Here is a 16,143-nt window from a genome sequence, read left to right as displayed (position 1 = left end):
GTTCAACCGGCCTCGGGGAAGCAGTGAAATGTGATGTTGAGGTGGCGCTCCCATCAACGCCGCGTCTCTCAAGGCAATGGATGCGAGACGTCTCGTTGAGAATTCTTGCGCCCGCGGAATTTCGCGGCCGGGAGTGTCTCGCACCTATGTGTTTTATCCTTGTGTCTAAAATTGGGCACTAGACATTAGTTGTGAGACAGATTGAGTTGACGTGAGCAAGTTGATTGGGTAAGCGCGTGTGTCGACACGGCAGTAGGACGCGGATCCTTAAGTGCATGACCTGCAAGCCGCTGGCGTACGGAACGATGATCTTTATATCGACCATGGAACGTCTGGCGCGCGTGCATCGCGTCCGCAGTTCGACCGAGCGATCTCAGCAGTCGAGGATCGCGACACCTTGGTGATCAGCACGTTGGACCGGCTGGGGCGGTAGACGCAGAACATGCTCGCAATTGCCGAGGCCCTTCGGGGACGGGGTGCTGGGTTGCGGGTGTTGATCTTGGGTGGGGGAGACGTGGACACCGCCACCCCAATGGGATCGATGGTCTTCACCGTGATGGCGGCTCTGGCGCAGAGTGAATTGGAGATCAATCGGGAACGCATCTCCGACTCCGTGGCCAAACGCCGGGCCGCCAACAAGGCCTCGGCGGGCGCCGTCCCACCTTCACCGACTCCCAGATCCGCAATGTCCTGCGGCTGATCGACTCGGGGGAGCCGACCACCCAGGTCGCCCGTCATCTCGGCATGTCACGGGCCACTCTCTACCGGCGCATCCAAGAATTACCGGCTCCAGTAAATTAAGTTCACCGAGGCTGGAAATCTCACGACTTAAGTCCTATGAGATTTGCTAACTATAGGACGAATGGCATGATTTCATGTCACATGAGGAATTTAGGTTCCGGTGTGAGTGTAGGGAGCCCAGCGGCTGGGACGGGAACGGTGGAGCAGGCGGAGCTTGCGGGTGGCTTGGTGCAGGGCGGTGGCGACCGCCTCGGCATTGGTGAAGATCTGGCCGTAGGTGGAGTAAAAGTTCTCGGTCAGTGCTGCGGTGTCATCGTCGTCAATGGGCCATAGCGAGGCGACAACGTGGTGGTAGCCGGCCAGCTGACAGGCGGCTGCCAGGTGGATGGGCTCGTCCGGCAAAGTGACCCCAGTGCGGGCTGTGGTGCAGGCAGAGAGGAACGCCAGCTCCCCCTGCAGGTGGGCGGCGGACAGGTCCAGGACCGTCAGGGGGCGGGTCTGGTAGTCAGCCAGTAGCAGGTGGCTGGCGGAAGGATTGGTTAGGTCACTTTCGCCATGACAACAGAAGTGCACCATGGGGTGGCTGGGGAGGGAGGCCCGGACGGTGTCGTGGGTGGCGGCGGTGCCGTCGGGTAAGCCCAGAACTGTCACTTTGCTCTCATACAGGCGGCTCAGTGTGTCGGCTTCTTTGATGGCACCGGGCAGATCTTTCTGGGCGGGCGTGTGGGGCATGGCAACCACGAGCAACTTCTGCTTTTCGGTCGGGGGTAGGTTTAGGCGACCTTGAATCAGAGCCCTTACCGTAGGGGTGGTGGAGGAAATCACACGATCGATCACCGCATCTGACGGCTCGTTGGTGAGCTGGTGGTGGCCGGCGGCGTGGAGGGGAAGCAATGACAGCGAACCGGAGGGGCACCACCAGACGCGCGGCCACACTGCCTCTGTCTTAGGAGTAGTGGTATAGCGGAGGTGGTTCAGGACTGGCCCGGTGACGTGCTCACCAAGCCAGGTCAGCACCCCAGAGAGTGTTGACTCCGAAGTGACCCGTATTGCTTTCGAGGGGTGGTCTGCTGTGGTGAGGGCGTCCAAGAAAGTATTCAATTGCGCAGTCACCTCGTTGGGGGTAGCCCCTTTTAGGGTCAGTGTCTGAATCCCCTTTGAAGTAAGAATTAGAGCGTCCGATCGTAGGTCGGCAATATTGAGCAGTACCACCGGCCCCTTCGCGGCAGCGGTCAACAGTTCTTCGGCGGTACGGGGCATGAGAAAACGTTCGAAACCGGGCTGTGTCCGGATTTCTTTCAGGACAAAATCAAGCTCGGTAGCAGCGTTTCGTCGCCGATCCGCTATAGCCCGGGCGACAGCTTCTCTGGTATCAATGGCGGCAGTATCATCGCTCGTAGAAGAATATAAACGTGTGTCAGAACTGTTAAGCTCATCTCGCCAGTGGCTGAAGCGCTTGGCCAACACAGGATGTGCCTGTCGCAGAGGGGTCATATCGGAGCGGAGGTCGAGAGCCTGGGAAAACAGCACCGCCCTGCCGTGCTCGAACATTTCTACCGCCCACTCCAGTTCCCCTGCTTGCAAGCAGGCTGCTGCAGCTTCTGTCCCCAATCCGCTCAACAGACGAAGGCGAAACTCTTGATCAGCACGCCCCAAATTGCGTGAAGCCAGCAGTTCTGCCAATTCCACAGCAGTGGCATACGCTTTTACCGCCTCATCCCACCGCTGGCCTAACGTCGCGACCTGTCCCCACTCTCGCGCCGCTGGCGCCCTGATATGCACAGGAGCCGCAACGGCCCCAGCAGCTTCCCGGAACAAGCCTATCGCCTCATTCAAATCTTTTTCTAGCCCTGTCCGTAAGAAGCGACGCCGCAGTGAATGTCCAAGGTTAGTTAAGTACATGGCACGGTCAGGGTCACCTTTAGGAGTAGCCTCGACTGCGTCTCGAAAATGCATGATTGCTTCTTCAAGATATTCCCTGTCGGCGCTAAAATCGTACCGGCGAGCCAGTGCGGTTCCCAGGCCAGAGAGTCGACCGGGCAAGGCTACATGATTCCCCGGTGTGGCTTTGACCGCCTGACGACCAAACTTTACCGCCTCAACAAGGTCCTTTATTTGATTGGTATGCTCAAATCGTGACTGCAGGGCGAGTCCGAGATTGGAAATTCGTAAGGTTAAGTCCGGATGGTTCTTCGGCGTGATATCGACTGCTTGGCGGATAACGGCGATGGCGTCGTTTAGGTCTCGTTGCTGACCGATGCGATTAAAACGACGCATTAGGTCGCCCCCGAGATTTGCTAAGTATACTGGTCTGGATCTATCCTTCTCCGGGGTGGCATCAATTGCCTGGCGCTCCACTCGAATTGCTTCTTCTAAGTCCTCCACTTGACCGCCGCTCATATACCGAGACCCCAAGGAAGCCCCGAGAACAGAGAGGTACATGGGTCTATCGATGCTGCCCTGAGGGGCTGCGTTGACCGCCCAGCGCCCGATACGGATGGCTTCTTCTAAATCTTCCCGCTGGCCGGTCCGCTCGTACCGTCGTGTGAGAGCACCCCCAAAATTGGATAATCTTACAGGAAGGCTAGGGTCATCTTGTGGGGTAGTCATAACAGCCTCACGAAGCATCGCAATCATCTCGTTATAATTCTCTAAATTATTAAACCGATCGGATCGCTGTCCCAAAGTAGTCCCCAGAATAAACAAATAATTAGGCCGAAGCGGGTCATCCTCCGAAGCGAGCCTGACCGCTTTGCGGCCAAGCTCGATAGCCTCCTCTATATCCTCCACCCGGTTGGTGCGACGAAATTTTTGTGTAAGAGCTGTAGCGAGACTATGTAAATGCCTGCAATGAGAGGGGTTACTCGTGGGAACGGTATCAATTATTCGTCGAAAGATCGTTACCGCCTTATCCACGTCTTGTATTTCATCTGTATGCTCAAACTTAAAACCAAGGGCAATGCCAAGATTACTCAAATAGCTGACATATTCAGGATTATTTTCGGGTGTTAAATTAACTGCCTGACAGTGGGCATCAATTGCCCTATCCAAAATTTGAAGTTTATGGGTGCGCAGAAAACTGTCTTGTAAAGCAATACCTAGGTCGACCAGGTATTTTGGCCGATCGGGATGATGTAAAGATGTGCAATCAACTGCTTGACGAAAAATCGTGATCGCCTCGTTCAAATCTTCTAATTTTTTAGTGCGGCTATATCGGAGACTCAGTGAGGACCCAAGGCGGTATAGATAGTCCGCGTGGCCTGGATGTCCTGGTGGAAGTGCGTCTATCACCCTCCGAAATGTTCTAACCGCCGCGTCAATATCACTTTCTTGATCGGTTAATTCAAATCTACGAGAAAGGGCAATAGCAAGATTGAGTAAATATTCATGCGAATTGGGACTATCCGCCGGAAAAATCTCCACCGCTTTCTGGAATATTGTCACCGCCTCATCCAAGTCTCGCTTTCCTCCACCATGACCGGATCTAACGCTCAGACAGTTTCCGAGATCAACCATGTATAAGGGCTTGTTGGTGTGACCCCGCGGGGTAGCATCGATCGCCGATTGAAACATTGACACCGCTTCATCCAGATCCTCAACATAATTAGTGCGTTCAAATCGCATTCGCAGGAGGTTGCCTAAATTGGCGAGGTATCTGTGTCGTTCGCGGGAACCAACGGGTGCAAGATCGACAGCTTGTCGAACCGTGTCGATAGCTTTCCCCAACTCTTCAAGCTGACCGCTTTGCTCAAATCCAGCGCGCATAGCTTTTCCAATGCCGTTAAGTGACTCAGCGCGGGCGGCGCGTCCGTCAGCAGAGGTTGCTGTGGCGGGGTTGAGAGGCTCGACGGCTTTGTTCTGCTCTATGCCAGGCCGGGCCTCGGTGCCGGATCCATGTACTTCAGTGTTGCCAGTTCTCGTGTTGGGCGGTAAGTCAGGGCCGGAGCTGTGGTGGTCGCGGAAGAACCGTGAGAGTCGTTGGCGCAGGGTGGTCCGTGGCTTTTCGTCCATGGTCATTCCTTGCTGAGCACGCCGTTGTTGTCGTCTAACGAGTCGGGTGCTGTCTCGTGTGTGAATTGGAAATGGGGGTCGCTGGAGCCGCGTAGCAAGTACTTCGTGAGGGCTTTGCCAGAGGAAATTTCGTCGGCGGCATTATCAGGCATGGGAAGGTGTAGCTGTTTGTAGAGGTCCCACCGGTATAGGTCGTAGGTGGCTTCGATAAGATCGGCGAACACCTCTGCCCGGGCAGGGATCCACCACTGGATAGCAGCTACTGTCACGGCAATTCCTACCGGGGCAGCCCACAAAACCCACGGGGTAAATGTTGGTGCAGCCCACCAGGCCCAGGGCGTGAACGCGATAAATGCGGTGCCCCAAATGGCGGCTGCCACGGAGGCATCCAGGGCGGATCGCGCACTGGATAGCTCGGTCCGTGCCTGGTCGGGCAGGATCAGCCACAGCCGGGGCCAGACCACGACTGCGTCAAGCCCGTAACGGTGGTAGGGACGGGTCTCGGCTGCGCGCAGGATGTTGCCAATCCGGGTGGGCAACAGTTCGCCGTTTTGTACGGGACGGTGACGGCGCTTGTTCTCAAATTTGGCCAGTTTGGCGCGTAGTATCGCCGCTTGCTCCACCCGCTCAGCCCGTTGTTCGGCGGTCAATCGTAGTTGCTCTTCAGGAGGCTGATTTTTCCACTCCCGTCTCAGCTGGAGCGAAGTTTCTTTGTCCTCGGACTTGCTGTCAAGAATCTTGCGGCGGCGTCGGGCGGCGAACTTGTTCAGCCTAGAGGGCCAGTAGCCTTCCAGGAGTCGTAGAACCGGAAGAGTGAGGCGGCGGACCACCGTTAATGAGGCGGCTAGAACAGTTAAGGCGCTTAAGCCGACGGCAAGGTGCACGATCGTGGCTTGCCCGGTGAGCCAAGTGGTCATTTCGTTACTACGCGGCCATCCGGCGGAAGCCCACATCAGGACGGCTCCGGCCCAGAACACCACTGCCGGGGCTGCGAGAGTCACCCATTGCTCGGGGACCTTCCTCAGCGCCGCGTCCCACACGGCGCCTACCATGACGCAATCCTCCTAGGCTTGGACGAGGACGCAGTGATGCACCGGACACTGTGGGATCACTTCGCCCACCTCATCCCGGTACCACGTGTAGTCGTTGCCCTGCGGGCAGACAAACTCGTCCTCTTCAACTGGTTGCGGGAAGCCGGGCATGAGCTGGAAGCCGCCTTTCTGCCTCCTCTTCCGGCCGAGCACACCGGGAGGTCGATAATGGGGAGCATCTCGAAGCACTCTTTCCGAAAACTCGCGGGTTGCATCGTAGGCAGTGAGTACCTTCCAGAGTTGCTTCTCGGTCTCTTCGTCGTGGTTGCTGCTGTTCAGTAACCGAGCCAGCTGTGCGTCCACTTCCGCTACCTGCTGCGGAAGAATCAACTCTTCCAGGCATGGGCGTATGCACCGGGCCACTGCCCAAACTCCCTCATCCATCCCAGCCATCCCCTCACATGTGTGTATGCATTGAACGAAGTTCGGCCCCGAGCTCGCACGCCTCGACCGTCCATGGACCCGGAGATGTGCATTAAGCGTCGCGCTGATTTCCCCTACGCGTCAGCAACAAACATGTCATTACGTCAAAGGGATTTTCAGAGGGACCAATCTGCCGTGAGGAACTCCTGGCGGCGGTGACATGGCCGGTGGCGGTCTTATGGGCCCCTAATCAGGTAGAGGTTCCGTGGCGAACGCACACGCCTTTGCGCTTGGCGCGTGCGGTGGCCAGATTGCCACCATGACCCCGTAGCGCTTGGCCACCGCGGCTAAGGTAGCGGTGATGATCCCAGGGGGGGGCGGTGGCCATCCGATCGAAGCGCCACACCTTGGTGATCCCGCCCAGTGCGCGGGTGATGGGGTGCGCTCCCGCCGATCACCCGTCTGCGACCAACCCAGTGACCGGATACAACTAGGTGGTGGGTTCAGGGGCCGGTGTGGGTGTAGGGGGCCCAGCGGCTGGGACGGGTGCGGTGGACGGAGCGGAGGTTGCGGGTGGCCTGGTGCAACGCGGTGGCCACCACACCAGTGTCCGGGAATGTCTTGGCGTAAGTGGTGTAAAAGGCCTCCGTGAGTGCTGCGGTGTCAGTGTCGTTAATGGGCCATAGGGAGGCGATGACATGGCGGTAGCCTGCCAGCTGACACGCGGCGGCCAGGTGGATGGGTTCATCGGGCAGGGTGATGCCAGTGCGTGCGGTGGTGCAGGCGGAGAGGAACGCCAGCTCCCCGTGCAGGTGAGCTGTGGTGAGGTCCAAGACGGTCAGTGGCCGGGCCTGGTAGTCGGTCAGCAAGAGGTGGCTGGCCGAGGGATTGGTCAGGTCGCTCTCACCGTGGCAACAGAAGTGCACCAAAGGGTGTTGGGGTAGGGCAACGAGGACGGTGTCGTGAGTGGCCTGCCCGGTACCGGGCAGGCCCAATACACTCACACTCTCGCCGAACAATTGGCGCAGTGTCTCGACTTCCATGGTGGCCCCGGGCAGTTCATCTTGATTAGGTGTGTAAGGCATGGCCACTGCCAGTACCCGTCTTTCGGCTGGTGGCAGGGTGTGGCGGGCTTGCAACAGGGCCCGGACGGTGGGAGTGGTGGAGGAAATGACTCGATCGATCACTGCATTTGGCGGCCCCTCGGGAAGCTGATGGTGACCCGCGGCGTGCAGAGGAAACAAAGACAGGGGCCCGGACGGGCACCACCAAACCCGTGGCCACATTTGATCCTTACCAGGGGTGGTGGTGTAGCCCAGACAGTCCAGGACCGGAGCAGTGACCCGCTTACCCATCGAGGTCAGCACCTTCGCCAGCGCGGCCTCCGCAGCGGTGCGTGGGGCCTTCGAGGAGTGGTGCACCGTGTCCAGTGCATCCAAAAACACCGTCAGTTGCTCAGACGCCCATTGAGGATCAATCTCCTTGAGGGGCAGCACCTTGATCCCTTCAGATGTGAGGATCAGGGCATCCGAGCGGAGCTCTGCGACGTTGAGCAGCACCACCGGCCCGGCAGCCGCGGCCGGCAGCAGTTCTTTCGCCCTGTGAGGTTTCAGGAAGCGCTCGAAACCGGGACGGGCCTGGATCTTCTCCAGGACCCGGGTGAGCTCAGTGGCTGCCTCGCGTCGCCGCTCTGTCTCCATCCGCGCCGCAATTCCGCTGGCATCCTCTGCTGTTGAAAATTCAGTTGAAAGGCCGGGCAGGCGTGGTCCCGGGCGGTCGAGCTCGTCGCGCCAATGGGCGAAGCGCTCGGCCAGCTGCGGGTGTGCTTGGTGCAAGTCGGTCAGATCTGAGCGAGTCTCAAGCACCTGGGAGAACAGTACCGCCCGCCCATGCTCAAACGCCTCCACCGCCCGACCGGGCTGATCAGCCTGTAGGCACACCGCTGCGGCCTCCGTGCCCAATCCAGCCAGTAGACGAAGACGGTGCTCCTGATCGGCCCGCCCCAGGTCACGGGACACCACTAGTCCTGCCATATCAATGGCAGCGCTGTACCCATCCATCGCCTCGGCCCATCGCTGACCCAACACCGCCGACCGCCCCCACTCCCGGGCCGCTTGCATCCGGTCATGTACCGGGGCCGAGGCTACCTGAGCAGCCTCCCGAAACACCGCCACAGCTTCGTCCAGATCCTCCGCCTGGCCGGTGCGCTCGAACCGCACCCGCAAGGTGGTTCCTAAATCGGTCAGGAATATGGGCTGATTGGGGTGGTGCGGTGGGGCTGCATGGGCCGCCTGACGACCCACTTCGATGGCCTTGTCCAGGTCCGCCAACTGTCCGCTGCGCTCGAACTGGGACCGCAGGGCAAGTTGGAGATTAGACAAGTACATATGCCGTTTGGGCTGGCTCTTCGGGGTAGTGGCGACTGCTTGGCGGCCCACCTCGATGGCCTCCTCGAGATCCGCCGACTGTCCGGTGTGCTCGAACCTGGTCCGGAGGATAAGCCCGAGATTGGACAGATAACCGGCTCGGTTGGGGTGGTCCTGCGAGATGAGGGCGACCGCCTGACGACCCACCTCGACCGCTTCACTCAGATCGTTCATCTGCTCAGTGCGCTCAAACCGGCGAAGAAGGGCGGACCCGAGAATAGGTGGGTACATAAGCTGACCCTGGGGGGTGATAGTGACTGCTTGGCGGCCCACTTCGATGGCCTCGTCCAGGTCCGTCGACTGTCCGGTGAACTCGAATCGGCGAAGAAGGGCGGCCCCGAGGACGGGCAGGTAGACGGAGGAATAGTTTGGGTGGTTCTGCGGGGTGGTGGCGACCGCCCGGCGGCTCACCTCGATGGCCTCGTCTAGGTTCGCCAACTGTCCGGTGCGCTCGAATCGAGTTCTTAAAATAAACCCGAGGTTAGAGAGGTATGCCGATTGGTTGGGGTGGTCCTGCGGGGTGGCGGCGACCGCCTGACGGCTCACCTCGATAGCCTCGTCCAGGTGCGCCAACTGCCCGGTGTTCCCGAACCGGGTCTCCAGGGTGGTTCCGAGGCCAGAAAGATATCTGGGCCGGTCGGGGTGGTCCTGCGGAATGGTGTCGAGCGCCTGGCGGCTCACCTCGATGGCCTCGTCCAGGTCCTCACCCTGACAGGTGTGTTCGAACCGGGCCCTTAAGGCGATTCCGAGATTGGATAGGCATACAGGGCGGTTGGGGTTATCGCGCGGGGCGATGTTAACGGCATGCCGAATCACCTCGATTGCCTCGTCCAAATTGTTTATCTGTCCTGCGGATTCGTAGCGGCGAATAAAGGCTACGCCGAGGTTGGATAGATAGCCGAGGTGGTCGGGATGGTCCGGCGGGGTGGAGACGACCGCTTGATGGCCCATCGCGATTGCCTCGTCCAAATCCGCCAACTGTCCGGTGTGCTCGAATCGGGATCGCAGGGCGACTCCGAGATTGGACAGGTACATGGGATAGTTGGCGTGATCCGGCGGTGTGGCGCGGACCGCTTGGCGGACGAGATCGATCACTTCATCCAAATCCTTGAGTTGTCCGGTGCGGTCAAATCGACGTTGCAGGACGACTCCAAGGGTGGCAATATATATGTGCCGGTCAGGATGGCTTTGCGGGGTAGCGTGGACCGCTTGGTGGGCGAGATCGATCGCCTCGTGCAAGTCCTCCAGGTGTCCGATACGTTCGAACCGGGAACTCAGGGCGTTTCCGAGATTTGACAAGTATCCGGGTCTACCGGGGTGGTCCTGTGGGCTGGAACGGACTGCCTGGCGGATAAAATCAATTGCCGCATCCAAGTCTTCGCCGCGCCCCATCTGCTGAAATCGGAACGCCAGAGCGACCCCGAGGTTACCCGATACTTCAACTTGGGCGGGGTGGCTGTGGGCAACACTGTCCCTGGCACGTTCGAGGAAGTTCACAGCATCGTCAAGGCTAGCGCGATCTCCCGTACTTAATGCATGTTCCAGAGCTTTTCTGCCACGGTATGTCAATATGAGGAATGCCATGGCATTTGAGTTAAGGCGATGCCGGAGGAATTTGGTTACTGCTTGACGTTGCTCGGCAAAAGGCCTGTTATGCATGTTTAGTCCTCGCGGTTCGGTTAGGTCGTGAACTGGGTATGGGCCTGGATGGGGCCCTGGAACAGGGACTGAGTGAATATGTCACCCAAGGCTCATTCGTCGGTCGACGTGGCTCGCAGAAGCTAGTTGCGGCCCTCGGGCTCGCCTTGCTCGTAGCCGAGGTGTTCGTTCATCTCCTCGTCCAGGGCGGCCTCGACGACCATCTTGGTCAGCTGCTTCAGCAGCCCGCCGGGGCCGGTCAACGCCGCCCCACTGGTCCGGTCGGCACGGACCAGTTCCCGGACCGTGACCTGGTCGGCCGCGCTCAGCTGCGGGCTCTCTTCCGGCTCGTCACCGGGTGTCGGTGGGCTCACGTCCACCAGTGTCTCGATGCTTTTGCTCATGTCGACCCTCCAGCCCCTCACGGGGTGATTGGGCCTCTTACACCGTTACTGCGATAGTCCCGTTTTGTCAGCATTCCTGCTGAGCAGAGCTTGGGCGAACGGTGCCCGCCTCCGGAGAGGGCATGCACCGTTGGGTGGACTTCGACGTGGGGTGGCTCTGTCGGGATGATGGTGGGTCGCTGGCTGGGGCGTGGGGAGAAGTTACAGGAGCCGTTCTCTGGGTTCTTTCTCGTTGACGCGCAGGGAGGCGAAGGTGCTCTCTTGTGGTTGTTCCGAGGTGGTTCTGGCTCTCGTTGCCTTTTCCCGAGCGGCGGCGCGTTCGTCGTCGGTGAGCGGTCGGAGGTCGGCGGCGACGGATCCGGTGACCCCGGTTGCAAGCAGCGTTGCTGCGGCGAGAGCGGAGCCGATGCCGTGGATGGTTCTCATGTCATCTCCGTCTGCACTGGGTGTTCTGTGATCCCCGCAGAAAAGTGGGATAGCCCGGGGGTGCTTGTGGGGTTGCCTGCTCTTGTTCGGTGGGGGCAGGGGCGCTGGTGCTCTTGTCGTTGTGTCTACTCCGCGGGTGGGAAGTCCAGAGGCGGGGGGCACACCCCTTTGGTGCGTGCTTCTCGGGAGATGCTCTGGCCCCATTCATCGCCGTAGTAGGTCGCGTACTGGTGGACGATGCCGCCGAAAGGCCCCGGGGCGTTCTGTGCTGCGTTGGATACGGTGCGTCCGGTGCAGCTGGCGTTGTCCGGTGGAGCAGCTGCAGCTGGTGCGGTTCCGAGGGTGGTGGCGCCTACGACGAGGGCAGTGGCGAGTGTCGCGGTGCTCAGTTTCGATGTCCAGTTGCTCATGCTTCCCCCCTGGCGTTGGTACATGGTGGGCCCCAACTTAGATCTGATGGTGGTGCATGAGAATAGGCACCGGAAGAGCGTCACGATGTGACGGCGCACGAGCTCGGGAGTGCACCGTCGAAGCGGGGCGCCCCCGGCTCTTTTCGGTGACCGTGTGTCAGTGGATGCCGTCCACAGTCGGCGGCTACGGAGATGCCACGTGAGTGTGCGAGGTGGGCTGCCGGCTGTGGTCGGGTGGTCGGTGGGGGCCCCGGTGTCCAGCATGGGTGCGGGAAAAGCCGCGGAGCGAAAAGAGCTTATGCCGTGCCCATGTGGGCACGGGGCCAGCTACTGCACCACGGTCAATCGCGGTCAGGAGGATGCGGTCTCAGGTTCCTCCGTCTGCTCCTGGGCGCCCTCGGCGCTGGCGTTGTTCTTCGCCGTCTTTCGACGGCGCTGCACGCGCTGCACCTTCTCCGGTGCAGCCAGTCCGATCCTTTTCAGTTCGTCGGCGGTCCAGCCGCCGTTGTTCACGGCGGCCTGGAACGCGGCGACGTCGTTCTTCTCGGCCTCCTTGAGGGCCTCGCGGGCCTCGTCGAGGGCGCCGCGCGCGGTGATCGCCCGCCGCACGTAGTCCATCCGGTCGTTGAGCAGCCGCTGGGCGGCTGCTTCTGCTTGCTGCGGGTCGGTGAGCTTCGCCATGCCCCCACCTTAACGGACGCACACGATCCGTTCCAGAACCACCACGCGCTCCGCCGGCGCTTCGCACCCGTGGTGCCCCAGCGGAGCAAAGCTATGTTTTATGTGCCATAAAACGGGTCCACCGCTGGCCCTGCGGTCTTTGCGGTGGCACACTGGTCGTGTGGGGCCCACCGTTGTGGGGCGCTGCGCTGGGCCGGCAAGGAGGGGAGGTGCTGTGGTGGAGCAGGAGAATCCGCGCCACGTGTGGAAGTCCAGGCGTAAGCGGATCGAGGGCAAGACCCAGTACGTCCGGGTGTCCATGTCGGAGGCCGAGCGTGCTCAGTTGATGGTGCTGGAACAGCAGACCGGGCTGTCGCCGTCGGCGTTGATGGTGCAGGCGGTGTTCGGGTCGGCGGATCCGGTGGCGGTGCAGCTGCGGCGGAACCAGTTGGCCGAGCTGATCCAGATGCGGCACCAGATGGCCACTATCGCCAACAACGTGAACCAGATCGCCCGGCACGCCAACAGCACCGGTGAAGTGCTCCCCGAAACGGTCGAGACCTTGCAGGAAGCCCGCCGCTTTGGAGCGGACGTACTGGCCAAGATCGAAGAGTTGATCCCGTGATCCCGAACATCACCAAGGGCGACAAGCCGGTCGGGCTGATGAAGTATCTGGTGGGTCCGGGCCGGGCCAACGAGCACACCGACCCGCACCTGGTGGGCGGCTCCCCGCTCATCATGGCGTGGCACGACGACGTGCAGCTCAACGAGGACGCCGCGGTGTCGATCGCCCGCGAGATCGACCTGAACCGACGCGCCTTCGGGGTGGACGCTGACGCCAAGCACATCTGGCACTGCTCGTTGTCGATCCCGTACCAGGACCGTGAAGTCACCGATCAGGAATGGTCGGACATCGCCCAGCGATTCATGGACGAAATGGACTTCACCGAGGCCGGGGCCAAGGCCGGCTGCCAGTGGGTTGCGGTGCATCACGGGCGCTCCACCAAGGGTAACGACCACATCCACATCATGGCCTCCACGATCCGCAGTGACGGCACGAAGTGGGCCGATGGCAATGACTTCTCCCGGGCGCAGAAGGTCGCCCGGGGCATCGAGAAGGACTTCAACCTCATCCAGCTCGGCAACCACTCAGAACGGTGGCTGCAGCAGGGCGAGATCACTCGGGACAGCACCAGGGAGCCGACCCGGTTCGCGCTGGAGCGCACCGTGCGCGCGTGCGCGGTGGCCGCCGAGTCGGAGGCGCAGTTCGTGCGCCAGATGCGTCGGGCGAAGCTGCTCGTGCACCCGAGGTTCGCCGCCGGCACTGACTCGGTGGTGACCGGGTACTCGGTGGCGGAGCGTCCGCCGAAGGGGATGCGGCCGCTGTGGTTCGGTGGCGGCAAGCTCGCCCAGGACCTCACCTTGCCGTCCCTGCGGACCCGCTGGGCGGACACTCCAGGCTCGGCGCAGGAGACGTCGGATGAATGGGCGGCGGCCAAGCGGCACCGCCGCATCGTGCACCCCGACGCCCCCGGTGCGGTGCTGGATGAGGAGACCGCCCGGCGGCTGGCCGGGGAGCTGAAAGAGGTGCGCCGGCGGCTGGTCACCATCGCCCCGGACGACCACCAGTCGTGGGCGCACGCGGCTCGTGAAGCCTCCGGGGTGTTCGCGGCGTGGTCCCATGCGACCGAGGAGGGCCAAGGTCCACTGGGGCGCACCGCCCGGGTGCTGGCCCGGTCCGCGCACCGATCCGGGGCGAAGATCACCACCCCGCTTCAGGCGCCGCTGCGCACCAGTGGGACCACGGCCTTCCTGCTGGCGGCCACCCAGGCCCCGTCCCCGGTGGCGCAGGCGCTGATCATGAATCAGATGCTGCGGATGACCCAGGCGTTCTACGAGATGCACCAGGCCAACCAGGACCTGCGCGAGACCCGGCTGATCAACGACGCCTTCGAGCAGCACCTGGCCGCCGTGGCCGCACCCCTGCCCGAGGTGGAGCCCTCCGCCCCCACACGCTCGGCCTCCCACGCCGGCCCCACCCGGGACCGCGGGGTCCTGCAGGAGACCCCGGGCCCCACCGCCACGGTGCGCCCCTACGTGAACCACACCCGAGACGAGCACGGAATGGAGCTGTAGTAGTGAGCACACAACCCGACGGCGTGAACGACCTGCTCTCCCGGGACCTCCAGGCGGCGATGGCTGTGGCCGGGCGCTGGGGCGAGATGATGGCCCGCCAACGCGCAGAGCGACTACGCCAACGTGTCATGGAACAGCAGCACCGGCGGCGCGAGCTCGAGGAGCGCTTCGAGGCCGAACGCGCCGTGATGCGCACCGAACTGGCGCCGGTGGACCAGGACCGGTTCTGGGAGTCTGCGAAGGTTGAGGACATCGTCGGCCACTACGGGCTGGCCCGGCAGTGGGAGCAGCACGACGACGTCGCCAAGGCCGCCCGGGGGAGGATCGAGAAGGAAGTGAAGGACCGCTACGGATTGGACGTGGAGGACTACCTGAACGACCACGTATCCCAACAGCAGCGCACCGACTCTCCCGAACACGAGCTGGCCGCCCGCGAAGCGAAAGACGCGCAGCGCGACCACGCCGAAGCCACCCGCCACGCCGCAGCGGCCGCACAAGGTGACCTGCACAACGACACGGACACCCGCCACGCGGCCGCCGAAGCCGAAGAACTCTGGGACTCCGGAGACCGCCGAGCACGCCTGGCAGAAAAGCTCATGGCAACCCTCGGCGGTACCGAGGAAGGCCGCGACGGTGTGCAGGCCCGCCTGGCTGCCGAACGGGACCAGAGCACCCCTCCCGTTGACGCGGTGCGCTCCACCAAACGTGGGCCTAAGGCTCGCAAGAACGCGGGGCGCGGCGCGGGGCGCGAGAGAGACATGGGTTTGGGCTGAGGCCAACTCGGCCCAGCGTCCACTAGCCGCGGACGATTAGCCGCCGGACCGCATCACGCCCGCGGTTAGGAAGAAACGGAGGGTCCCGGTTCCTGAAGCGCCAGGATGGGCGCTGGAGGAACCGGGACCGAGAGCGCACCGCGATGGTTCAATGCTGAGTTGGCCTCAGGGCATCTTCATCTGGTCTCCGCGGGGGAGTGGGGGGGCTAGTCAGATGAGACGGGAGTCTCCGACCTCCGCAGCCGAAGCGGGTAATCCGTTGTTCTCAAGGATTTCGGCCAGCTTGCCGGAGTCTCGGAGTCCTCCAATCGTCTCGTCGATGGCATCTCCCATCTCGGTGTTGGAGGGGTCCATCAGGAATCCGGTCTGGGAGGGTTCGACTGTTGCTGGAACACGATCATCCTGCTCCAGAACCTTCACCTGGTAGTCGGTGCCTTCGGCAGATCGGGCAGCGGCGCCGTAGCCGTCCAGCCCGACGTCGAGGCGACCGGCTTTGAGGTCCTGAGCAAGGTTGAGGGAGTCGGGGAAGGTACGGGTCTCTGTGTTTGGCAGCTGCTGAAGCTCTTCGACCCAAAGATATCCTTCGACCGTGCCCAGCCGCTTGCCCAGGATCTCGTCGACGGTGGAGTGGCCCTCTTTGGAGATGACCGTGAGCTCGTCGAGGTACACGGGGGCGCTGAGACGGACTACCTCGTTACGTGCGGCTGTGCGGTAGAAACCGCCGATGGCAACGTCAGCCTGGCCTTGTTGCACGGCCGGCACCGCGGTCGCGTAGGTGTAGGGCGTGTACTCGATGGTCAGGCACTCCTGGGCGGCGAAGTCCTGCAGGATATCGCTGTCGATGCCGGCAAGTTCGCCGTTCTCCTCATAGGAGTAGGGCGGGGTGTTGGTCAGTGCCACGGTCAGCACACCGTCCTTGGCCGTGGAGAAGTCGTGTGCCGGTGTGCAGTTGTCCGCGGCGGCTTGGGCATCGGGGTCACCGGAGCCTCCACACGCTGTGACAGAGAGAGCCAGGGCCGAGCCAAGCACAAGGATTTTGGTGACGTTCTTCTGCAGCATTGTGG

The 16,143-nt window shown here is 61.7% G+C and carries 10 protein-coding genes and 2 pseudogenes; 4 read left to right on the top strand and 8 right to left on the bottom strand.

Annotation, left to right across the window (positions count from 1 at the left end):
* The first annotated feature begins 271 nt into the window (after nt 1–271).
* Nucleotides 272–801 (top strand): annotated as a pseudogene (locus ACFU0Y_RS00550) (recombinase family protein).
* Between the two features lie 90 nt (nt 802–891).
* Here the strand turns inward: ACFU0Y_RS00550 and ACFU0Y_RS00545 are convergent.
* The 7 genes and pseudogenes from ACFU0Y_RS00545 to ACFU0Y_RS00515 form a co-directional block, all read right to left on the bottom strand.
* Nucleotides 892–4,752 carry a CHAT domain-containing protein gene (locus tag ACFU0Y_RS00545; RefSeq protein WP_380212490.1) on the bottom strand — a complete coding sequence of 1,287 codons (3,861 nt, stop codon included), beginning with the start codon at nt 4,750–4,752 and terminating at the stop codon, nt 892–894.
* Between the two features lie 2 nt (nt 4,753–4,754).
* Entirely contained in the window at nt 4,755–5,669 is a 915-nt protein-coding gene (locus ACFU0Y_RS00540) for a hypothetical protein (RefSeq protein WP_380212489.1), read from the bottom strand.
* A gap of 147 nt (nt 5,670–5,816) precedes the next feature.
* Nucleotides 5,817–6,146 carry a hypothetical protein gene (locus ACFU0Y_RS00535; protein WP_380212488.1) on the bottom strand — a complete coding sequence of 110 codons (330 nt, stop codon included), beginning with the start codon at nt 6,144–6,146 and terminating at the stop codon, nt 5,817–5,819.
* A gap of 563 nt (nt 6,147–6,709) precedes the next feature.
* On the bottom strand, nt 6,710–10,129 hold the full coding sequence (locus tag ACFU0Y_RS00530) for a CHAT domain-containing protein (RefSeq protein WP_380212487.1): 3,420 nt from the start codon (nt 10,127–10,129) through the stop codon (nt 6,710–6,712).
* 317 nt (nt 10,130–10,446) lie between these two features.
* Nucleotides 10,447–10,674: pseudogene (locus ACFU0Y_RS00525) on the bottom strand (IS256 family transposase); the annotation flags it as partial.
* A gap of 201 nt (nt 10,675–10,875) precedes the next feature.
* A complete protein-coding gene (locus ACFU0Y_RS00520; protein WP_380212486.1) occupies nt 10,876–11,100 on the bottom strand; it encodes a hypothetical protein in 225 nt (74 codons plus the stop codon).
* A gap of 761 nt (nt 11,101–11,861) precedes the next feature.
* Entirely contained in the window at nt 11,862–12,191 is a 330-nt protein-coding gene (locus ACFU0Y_RS00515) for a hypothetical protein (RefSeq protein ID WP_380212485.1), read from the bottom strand.
* Nucleotides 12,192–12,405: 214 nt separating this feature from the next.
* Here ACFU0Y_RS00515 and mobC point away from each other — a divergent pair, with 214 nt between their 5' ends.
* Genes mobC through ACFU0Y_RS00500 form a run of 3 tightly spaced genes read left to right on the top strand, consistent with a single transcriptional unit; the run spans nt 12,406 to nt 15,079 of the window.
* The gene (gene mobC, locus ACFU0Y_RS00510; protein ID WP_380212484.1) at nt 12,406–12,795 is read left to right on the top strand and encodes a plasmid mobilization relaxosome protein MobC; all 390 of its coding nucleotides are present in this window, start codon (nt 12,406–12,408) and stop codon (nt 12,793–12,795) included.
* Nucleotides 12,792–14,306 carry a relaxase/mobilization nuclease domain-containing protein gene (locus tag ACFU0Y_RS00505; protein ID WP_380212483.1) on the top strand — a complete coding sequence of 505 codons (1,515 nt, stop codon included), beginning with the start codon at nt 12,792–12,794 and terminating at the stop codon, nt 14,304–14,306. The genes mobC and ACFU0Y_RS00505 overlap by 4 nt, the downstream gene beginning before the upstream one ends.
* Before the next feature lie 2 nt (nt 14,307–14,308).
* Nucleotides 14,309–15,079 (top strand): hypothetical protein, encoded by a 771-nt coding sequence (locus tag ACFU0Y_RS00500; RefSeq protein ID WP_380212482.1) that lies wholly within the window; start codon nt 14,309–14,311, stop codon nt 15,077–15,079.
* Nucleotides 15,080–15,289: 210 nt separating this feature from the next.
* Here the strand turns inward: ACFU0Y_RS00500 and ACFU0Y_RS00495 are convergent, their stop codons facing one another.
* Complete coding sequence (locus tag ACFU0Y_RS00495; protein ID WP_380212481.1) at nt 15,290–16,138, bottom strand: substrate-binding periplasmic protein; 849 nt, start codon at nt 16,136–16,138, stop codon at nt 15,290–15,292.
* Nucleotides 16,139–16,143 lie beyond the last annotated feature (5 nt).

It is taken from the genome of Kocuria sp. NPDC057446 (assembly GCF_042802875.1).
Classification (GTDB): domain Bacteria; phylum Actinomycetota; class Actinomycetes; order Actinomycetales; family Micrococcaceae; genus Kocuria.
This window is presented reverse-complemented; position numbering and strand designations above follow the sequence as displayed.

Coding starts and splice junctions, on each gene's coding strand:
- ACFU0Y_RS00545 (WP_380212490.1), bottom strand. CDS start 4,752: ATGGACGAAAAGCCACGGACCACCCTGCGCCAACGACTCTCACGGTTC.
- ACFU0Y_RS00495 (WP_380212481.1), bottom strand. CDS start 16,138: ATGCTGCAGAAGAACGTCACCAAAATCCTTGTGCTTGGCTCGGCCCTG.
- ACFU0Y_RS00520 (WP_380212486.1), bottom strand. CDS start 11,100: ATGAGAACCATCCACGGCATCGGCTCCGCTCTCGCCGCAGCAACGCTG.
- ACFU0Y_RS00515 (WP_380212485.1), bottom strand. CDS start 12,191: ATGGCGAAGCTCACCGACCCGCAGCAAGCAGAAGCAGCCGCCCAGCGG.
- ACFU0Y_RS00540 (WP_380212489.1), bottom strand. CDS start 5,669: ATGACCACTTGGCTCACCGGGCAAGCCACGATCGTGCACCTTGCCGTC.